The organism is Pseudomonas sp. XP2, assembly GCF_053557975.1.
In genome coordinates this window covers 1-7,666 of the sequence record NZ_JBNRIK010000001.1, presented here as the reverse complement: position 1 = coordinate 7,666, position 7,666 = coordinate 1, and the positions used below count along the sequence as shown (strand labels likewise).

The following is a 7,666-nucleotide window of genomic DNA, read 5'->3' as shown; positions in this document are numbered from 1 at the left end:
TGTACCTGTGGTCGCGGGCAAGCCCGCGAAGAAGCCAACACAGGTCTAGAAATGCGAACCGGCCACTTCTTGCGCTACACCCAGGAACGCGGCCGGCAACCTGGCCTGGCGCCGTTCCTTCAGGCAGTACAGGTATTCATGCATCACCGGCGCATTCTCCAGCACGAGCACCCGCAGTTCGGGGTTGTGCGGCACCTCATGGCGGGCAATCACGCTGATGCCGATGTTGCGCAGCACCGCTTCGCGGATCGACTCGCGGCTGCCGATTTCCAGCAAGGCCCCGGCCGTCACCCCGGCCTCCTGCATCATCTGCTCGGTCAGCTTGCGCGTGGTCGAGCCCTTTTCGCGCATCAACAGGCAATGCCCGGCCACCACATCGATGGACACGGTCTGGCGGTGGGCCAACGGGTGGTTGCGGTGCACCGCTACCACCAGCGGATCGGTGCCCAGCACCCGCCGCACCAGCCGGGCGTCCTCCAGCAGCTGCGACGAAGCGGCGATATCCACCCGGTAGTCTTCGAGCATTTCCAGCACCTGCTGCGAGTTGCCGATCTCCACCGCTACATCCACCTGCGGCAAGCGCTCGCGGTAGATCTTCACCAGGTCGAGAATGTAGTAAGGCGCCGTGGCGGCGATGCGCAAGCTGCCTTGGGCCTGGCCGCTGTTGCGCAGCTCGAACTCGATGTCGGCCTCCTGTTGCAACAGCGCCTTGACCATCGGCAGCAGTCGCACGCCCTCTTCGCTCAACACCAAGCGCCGCCCGCCACGGTAGAACAGCTCGACCGTGTAGTGGCTTTCCAGGTTGCGGATCTGCGTGGTCACCGTGGGCTGGCTGAGCCCGAGCTTCTTTGCCGCCAGGGTGATGCTGCCCAGGCGGGCCACCATGTAAAAGGCTTTAAGCTCCGAACTCAGCATGCACGTCCTCTATTTGCGCAAAAGGCGCAAGCCGTTGAACACCACCAGCAGGCTCACGCCCATGTCGGCGAACACCGCCATCCACAGGGTGGCCATGCCGGCAAAGGTAATCGCCAGGAATATCGCCTTGACGCCCAACGCCAGAACGATGTTCTGCATGAGGATCGCCGCACTTTGACGCGACAGCCTGACGAAGGCCGGGATTTTCCGCAAGTCGTCGTCCATCAGTGCCACATCGGCGGTTTCGATGGCGGTGTCGGTGCCGGCAGCGGCCATGGCAAAACCGATCTCGGCACGGGCCAGGGCCGGGGCATCGTTGATGCCGTCACCGACCATGCCCACCCGATGGCCCTGTGCGTACAAGGCTTCGATGGTTTTCAGTTTGTCGGCAGGCAGCAGGTTGCCCTCCGCGCGGTCAATACCCACCACGGCGGCGATGGCCTGCGCGGTATGCGGATTATCACCGGTCAGCATGACAGTCTTGATGCCCAGCTCATGCAGCTCGGCAATGGCCTGGCGGCTGCTGTCCTTGACCGTATCGGCCACTGCAAAAAGGGCCAGCGGGCCACTGCGGTCAAGCAGCAGGACCACGGTCTTGCCCTGGCGCTCCAGCGCATCCAGCTGGGCTTCCAGCTCGGGTGAGCACAGCCCCAGTTCTTCCACCAGGCGGTGGTTGCCCAGGTGGTAGACCTCGCCAGCGATGGTGCCACGCACGCCGCGCCCGGCCAGGGCAGCGAAGTCATCGACCTCGCTCAAGGCAAGGCCTTGCGCCTTGCCGAACTGGGCAATGGCGCGGGAAACCGGGTGGTCCGAACGTTCGCCCAAGCTGGCAGCCAGGGCTTGCGCACGGCCTTCGAACACCGGCTCCAGTACTTTGGCGTCGGTCTGTACCGGCTTGCCGTGGGTGATGGTGCCGGTCTTGTCCAGGGCCAGGTAATCCAGGTGGCGGCCGCCTTCCAGGTACACACCGCCCTTGATCAGGATGCCTTTGCGCGCAGCAGCGGCCAGCCCGCTGACGATGGTCACCGGGGTCGAGATGACCAGGGCGCACGGGCACGCGACCACCAGCAGCACCAGGGCGCGGTATACCCAGTCGAACCAGCTTGCGGCCATGAACAGCGGCGGGATCACCGCCACGGCCAGGGCGATGGCAAACACCACCGGGGTATAGATACGCGAAAACTGGTCGACGAAGCGCTGGGTAGGCGCCCGCGCGCCTTGCGCTTCCTCCACGGCCTTGATGATCCGCGCCAGGGTCGATTGGCCCGCGCCAGCGGTAACGCGAAACTCCAGCGCACCCGCCTGGTTGATGGTGCCGGCGAACAGCTTGTCGCCTACGGCCTTCTCCACAGGCAAGCTTTCGCCGGTGATCGGCGCCTGATCGACGCTGGATTGCCCACTGATCACTTCGCCATCCAGGCCGATGCGCTCGCCGGGGCGTACCCGCACCAACGCGCCGATGGCCACTTCGCGCACATCCGCTTCGCGCCATTGGCCATCTGCCTGCTGCACCGTGGCCATGTCCGGGGTCAGCTGCATCAGCCCGCTGATGGCATTGCGTGCGCGGTCCAGCGAGCGTGCTTCGATCAGCTCGGCAACGGTAAACAGCACCATCACCATGGCCGCTTCCGGCCACTGGCCGATCAGCACAGCACCGGTGACGGCGATGCTCATCAGCGCGTTGATGTTGAGGTTGCGGTTTTTCAGGGCAATCCAGCCCTTCTTGTAAGTGCCCAGGCCGCAACCAAGAATGGCTGCCAGCGCCAATGCCGCCACCAGCCACTCCGGCGCCAGCGCGGCAAAGTGCACGATTTCGGCGGCGATGGCGGCAACCCCCGACAATGCCAGCGGCCACCAGCGGGTCTTGGCCGGTTGGGGCGCGGCGGCGGTACTGTCGCCTTCGGCACCAAGCGGCTCGGCCTTCATGCCCAGGCTGTCGATGGCACGCTCGATGTCGCCAGTGCCGTCCAATGTATGGCGCACGCCAAGTACGCGGTTGATCAGGTTGAATTCCAGCTGCTCGATGCCGGCCAGCTTGCCCAGCTTGTCCTGAATCAGGGTCTGCTCGGTCGGGCAGTCCATGGCGTCGATGCGGAAGCGGCTGAGCTGTGCCTGGGCACTGGCCGTTTCAGTCAGCTGCACCAGCGCCGGCGCGGCTTTGGCCCCGCAGCAGCTGTGGCCGTGGGCGGCGTGCCCATGGTCGTCATCGCCATGGGCGTGATCGTGCGGATGCTTGTGTTCGTGGCTGACAGGCTGGTTCATGGGGTCGTCCTTAAAGTGAGCCTGTTGCCAAGTGAACACCCTGTAGCCACTATAGGGTCAAGCCACTTGCTGGAGATTTCGTGATGAAGATCGGAGAACTGGCCAAAGCCACCGACTGCGCGGTGGAAACCATTCGCTACTACGAGCGTGAAAACCTGCTGCCCGAGCCTGCCCGTACAGAAGGTAACTACCGGCTGTATACCCAGGCCCACGTGGAACGGCTGACCTTCATCCGCAACTGCCGCACCCTGGACATGACCCTGGAAGAAATCCGCAGCCTGCTACGCCTGCGCGACAGCCCCGACGACTCGTGCGGCAGCGTCAATGCGCTGATCGACGAACATATCGAGCATGTGCAGGCGCGGATCGATGGCTTGGTGGCTTTGCAGGAGCAGCTGGTGGAACTGCGGCGGCGCTGCAACGCGCAGGGGAGCGAATGCGCGATCTTGCAGCAACTGGAGACGAACGGGGCGGTATCAGTGCCGGACACCGAGCATTCGCATGTGGGACGCAGTCACGGGCATTGAGCCAAAAGCTTCGCGGGTGAACCCGCGAAGAAGCCAGTTCAAACAATGGAGATCTATCAGACCGCCATCGGCGCTGTCATCGGCGCATGGTGCTCATAGCCTTCCAGCCAGAAATCACTCGGCTCGATCTTCTCCAGCCACTCCGGCTCATACTTGCCCGTCTCGGCAAACGCCGGCACGCGGTCGCTGATCACCAGCTTCGGCGCTTCCAGCGGCTCGCGCTTGAGCTGCTCGTTCAGCATGTCCAGGTGGTTTTCATACACATGGGCATCGCCAATGAAGTAGGTGAACCAGCGCGGGGTGTAACCGGTCAGGCGGCCGAACAGCGACAGCAGCGCCGCGCCTTCGGTGAGGTTGAACGGTGTGCCCAGGCCCAGGTCGTTGGAGCGGATGTAAAGGGTCAGGGAAATTTCCTTGGTCTCTACATTCGGGTGGAACTGGTACAGCAGATGACACGGCGGCAGGGCCATCTCGTCCAGTTGCGCGCAGTTCCAGCCGTGGAACAGGATGCGGCGGCTGCCGGGGTCGTTGGCGATGGTGTCCAGGCACTGGCGCACCTGGTCGATGGCCTTGTACAGAATGACGAAGGCGACGCCGTCCTCTTCGTCCTGGGCGATACGACGGAAGCCGGCCTTCTCGGCCATTTCAATGGCGGCCGGGTTGCTCAGCGCAATGCGCTTGTAGCCCGGCCACTGGCGCCATTGCACGCCGTAGATCTCGCCAAGGTCGTCATGGCCCTGGCGGAACGGGTTAGCCAGCCACTGGGCGTTTTCGTTAGCGTTCTGGTCCCAGACCTTGCAGCCCAGCTCACGGAATTCACCGGCGTTCTTCACGCCACGCAGGAAACCGACCATTTCGCCGATCGCCGACTTGAACGCCAGCTTGCGCGTGGTGATGGCCGGGAAGCCCTTCTGCAGGTCGAAGCGCAGCATGGCGCCCGGCATGCTGATGGTACGGATGCCGGTGCGATTGCCTTGCAACGTACCGTTCTCGATGACTTCACGGACCAGATCTAGATACTGTTTCATGACTTTCCTGTAACAAGAACGGCAGGAGGATCACCCCTGCCGTGAAAATCATACGGCTGGTTTTGCCGTAGGTTTGCGGTTGTAGGCCAACCAGATCAAGAAGATGCCGCCAACGATCATTGGCACGCAGAGCAACTGACCCATGGTCAACCAGCCGAATGCGATATAGCCAAGCTGAGCATCAGGCACCCGCACAAACTCCACGATAAAGCGGAAAATGCCGTAGAACAGCGCGAACATGCCGGAAACGGCCATGGTCGGGCGCGGTTTGCGCGAGTACAGCCAGAGAATCACGAATAATGCCACACCTTCCAGGGCAAACTGGTACAGCTGCGACGGATGACGGGGCAACTGGGCAGGGTCGCTGAACGGCGGGAACACCATCGCCCACGGCACGTCGGTCGCCTTGCCCCACAACTCGGCGTTGATGAAGTTGCCGATACGCCCGGCACCCAGGCCAATCGGCACCAGCGGGGCAACGAAGTCCATCAGCTCGAAGAACGACTTGTTGTTGCGCTTGCCGAACCACAAGGCCGCCAGCATCACGCCGATGAACCCGCCGTGGAACGACATGCCGCCCTTCCACACCTCGAAGATCAGCGTCGGGTTGGCCAGGTAGGCATGCAGGTCGTAGAACAGCACGTAACCCAGGCGGCCACCGACGATCACCCCCATCGACAGCCAGAACACCAGGTCGGAAAGCTTCTCACGCGACCAGGTGGGGTCGAAGCGGTTCAGCCGGCGCGAGGCCAGCAGCCAGGCGCCGCCGATGCCGATCAGGTACATCAGCCCGTACCAATGGATTTTCAGCGGCCCGATGGCCAGGGCCACGGGGTCTATCTGCGGGTAAGGCAGCATGGAACTTCCTCTCGATTCAAATCAAAAAGCTGAGGCCGACACAGAACAGCAGCGCTGCGAACAGGCGTTTCAACAAACGGGGCGAAAGCTTGTGCGCCAGACGCGCGCCAAAGCGGGCGAAAAACATGCTGGTCACGGCAATGCCGACCATCGCCGGCAGGTATACGTAACCCAGGCTGTGGGCCGGCAGGTGCTCCTCGTGCCAGCCCAGCAGCATGAAGCTCAGGGCGCTGGCCACCGCAATCGGCAGGCCACAGGCCGAGGACGTGGCCACCGCCTGCTGCATGGGCAGGCTGCGCCAGGTCAGGAACGGCACGGTCAGCGAACCACCGCCGATGCCAAAAATCGCCGAAGCCCAGCCGATCACACCGCCTGCGCCGATCAATGAGGGTTTGCCGGGGATGCCGCGACTGGCCTTGGGCCTGAGGTCCAGCGCCATCTGCGCGGCGATGACCAGGGCGAACACGCCGATGATCTTCTGCAGCAGCGGGCCCTGGATCAGTGAAGCGGTCTTGGCGCCGACACCTGCCCCAAGGAGGATGCCGAGCGTCATCCAGGCGAAGATCGGCCATTGCACCGCACCCTTGCGGTGGTGCTCAAGCACGGCATTGATCGAAGTGAATACTATGGTTGCCAGCGATGTGCCGACTGCCAGGTGGGTCAGCACCGAGGCGTCGAAGCCCTGCAAGGTGAAGCTGAATACCAGCACCGGCACGATGATGATGCCGCCGCCCACGCCGAACAGCCCGGCCAGCACTCCGGCACAAGCGCCCAACAGCAGATAGAGCACGAATTCCATTCGGCTTCCCCGAAAAATCAATCCGGCATGGTAACGGAAGCCGGGCTCGAGGCTCTAGTGAACTCTGTGTCAGGATGGATCCGCCCGACTGCTGTGGGTACAGTGACAAAAAACACAGAGGCCAAACCGATGTGCCTGATCGTATTTGCGTGGCGGCCGGGGCACACCCTGCCGCTGATCGTGGCAGCCAACCGCGACGAGTTCTATGCCCGCCCTACCCAGCCCCTGGCGGCCTGGGAGGATTCGCCTGGGGTGCACGCCGGGCGTGACCTGGAGGCCGGTGGTACCTGGCTGGGCGTAGGCCCGCAGGGGCGCTTTGCCGCGCTGACCAATATCCGCGATCCGGGCCAGGCACCGGGGCCGCGCTCGCGGGGGGAACTGGTGGCGGCCTACCTGCAGGGGGAGCTTGGGGTCGAGGCTTACCTGGATCAGGTAGCCAGCCGCAGTGGGCAGTATTCGGGGTTCAACCTGCTGGTGGGTGATGGGCGACAGCTGGGTTACCTGCACGCCCGTGACGCCACGCCGTGCCTGCTGGACGCCGGGGTGTACGGGTTATCCAACGCAGGGCTGGATACGCCGTGGCCAAAGCTGGTGAAGGCACGTAGCGGGCTGGAGGGCCTGTTGGAAACGCCAGAGCCGGATCGGCTGCTGGCTTTGCTGGCGGATAACGAAACGGCGGCGGATGGCGACCTGCCCGAGACAGGTGTCGGGTTGGCGACCGAGAAATTGCTGTCGAGCGTGTTCATCGCCAGCCAGAACTATGGGACCCGGGCGAGTACCGTGCTGATCGTGGATGATCAGGGACGAAGGCGGCTGATCGAGCGCAGTTTCGGGCCCTTTGGTGGGCATCTGGGTGAGGTTGAAGTGCGGGTCTGATCATTTGATGCTGCCTGTGCGGGCCTCTTCGCGGGACAAGCCCGCTCCCACAGGTACTGCGGGGTCTTCAGGATCTGCGCAACCTCATCTGGGTGAGGTCGAAGTGCTGGTCTGATCATGCTGCCTGTGCGGGCTTCTTCGCGGGACAAGCCCGCTCCCACAGGTACCGCGGGGTCTTCAGGATCTGCGCAACCTCATCTGGGTGAGGTTGAAGTGCGGGTCTGGTCATTTGATGCTGCCTGTGCGGGCCTCTTCGCGGGACAAGCCCGCTCCCACAGGTACCGCGGGGTCTTCAGGATCTGCGCAACCTCATCTGGGTGAGGTCGAAGTGCGGGTCTGATCATTTGATGCTGCCTGTGCGGGCCTCTTCGCGGGACAAGCCCGCTCCCACAGGTACTGCG

The 7,666-nt window shown here is 63.4% G+C and carries 7 protein-coding genes; 2 read left to right on the top strand and 5 right to left on the bottom strand.

Going from position 1 to position 7,666, the window contains the following annotated elements; genetic code table 11:
• Window positions 1–45 precede the first annotated feature (45 nt).
• Window positions 46–915 (bottom strand): LysR family transcriptional regulator, encoded by an 870-nt coding sequence (locus ACK1VC_RS00035; protein WP_023047215.1) that lies wholly within the window; start codon window positions 913–915, stop codon window positions 46–48.
• A gap of 9 nt (window positions 916–924) precedes the next feature.
• Window positions 925–3,177: a heavy metal translocating P-type ATPase gene (locus ACK1VC_RS00030; protein ID WP_191087083.1), complete on the bottom strand. Its 2,253-nt coding sequence runs from the start codon at window positions 3,175–3,177 to the stop codon at window positions 925–927.
• A gap of 83 nt (window positions 3,178–3,260) precedes the next feature.
• Between ACK1VC_RS00030 and cadR the strand changes: the two genes are divergently transcribed.
• Window positions 3,261–3,704 (top strand): cadmium resistance transcriptional regulator CadR, encoded by a 444-nt coding sequence (gene cadR / locus ACK1VC_RS00025; RefSeq protein ID WP_043198837.1) that lies wholly within the window; start codon window positions 3,261–3,263, stop codon window positions 3,702–3,704.
• A 56-nt stretch (window positions 3,705–3,760) separates the two neighbouring features.
• Here cadR and ACK1VC_RS00020 read toward each other — a convergent pair whose 3' ends face one another.
• From ACK1VC_RS00020 to ACK1VC_RS00010, 3 genes are read right to left on the bottom strand one after another with little or no spacing between them, the layout of a single operon-like run.
• Window positions 3,761–4,732: a thymidylate synthase gene (locus tag ACK1VC_RS00020; protein ID WP_016489680.1), complete on the bottom strand. Its 972-nt coding sequence runs from the start codon at window positions 4,730–4,732 to the stop codon at window positions 3,761–3,763.
• A gap of 48 nt (window positions 4,733–4,780) precedes the next feature.
• A complete protein-coding gene (gene lgt / locus ACK1VC_RS00015) occupies window positions 4,781–5,590 on the bottom strand; it encodes a prolipoprotein diacylglyceryl transferase (RefSeq protein ID WP_016489681.1) in 810 nt (269 codons plus the stop codon).
• A 16-nt stretch (window positions 5,591–5,606) separates the two neighbouring features.
• Window positions 5,607–6,389, bottom strand: a complete 783-nt coding sequence (locus ACK1VC_RS00010; RefSeq protein WP_016489682.1) for a sulfite exporter TauE/SafE family protein — start codon at window positions 6,387–6,389, stop codon at window positions 5,607–5,609.
• Window positions 6,390–6,518: 129 nt separating this feature from the next.
• Between ACK1VC_RS00010 and ACK1VC_RS00005 the strand changes: the two genes are divergently transcribed.
• On the top strand, window positions 6,519–7,265 hold the full coding sequence (locus tag ACK1VC_RS00005) for an NRDE family protein (protein WP_024717934.1): 747 nt from the start codon (window positions 6,519–6,521) through the stop codon (window positions 7,263–7,265).
• The last annotated feature ends 401 nt before the right edge of the window (window positions 7,266–7,666 follow it).

What these genes read in the sequence shown, in the direction of transcription:
- ACK1VC_RS00035 (WP_023047215.1), bottom strand. Translation starts at nt 915, where the DNA reads ATGCTGAGTTCGGAGCTTAAAGCCTTTTACATGGTGGCCCGCCTGGGC.
- ACK1VC_RS00030 (WP_191087083.1), bottom strand. Translation starts at nt 3,177, where the DNA reads ATGAACCAGCCTGTCAGCCACGAACACAAGCATCCGCACGATCACGCC.
- cadR (WP_043198837.1), top strand. Translation starts at nt 3,261, where the DNA reads ATGAAGATCGGAGAACTGGCCAAAGCCACCGACTGCGCGGTGGAAACC.
- ACK1VC_RS00020 (WP_016489680.1), bottom strand. Translation starts at nt 4,732, where the DNA reads ATGAAACAGTATCTAGATCTGGTCCGTGAAGTCATCGAGAACGGTACG.
- lgt (WP_016489681.1), bottom strand. Translation starts at nt 5,590, where the DNA reads ATGCTGCCTTACCCGCAGATAGACCCCGTGGCCCTGGCCATCGGGCCG.
- ACK1VC_RS00010 (WP_016489682.1), bottom strand. Translation starts at nt 6,389, where the DNA reads ATGGAATTCGTGCTCTATCTGCTGTTGGGCGCTTGTGCCGGAGTGCTG.
- ACK1VC_RS00005 (WP_024717934.1), top strand. Translation starts at nt 6,519, where the DNA reads ATGTGCCTGATCGTATTTGCGTGGCGGCCGGGGCACACCCTGCCGCTG.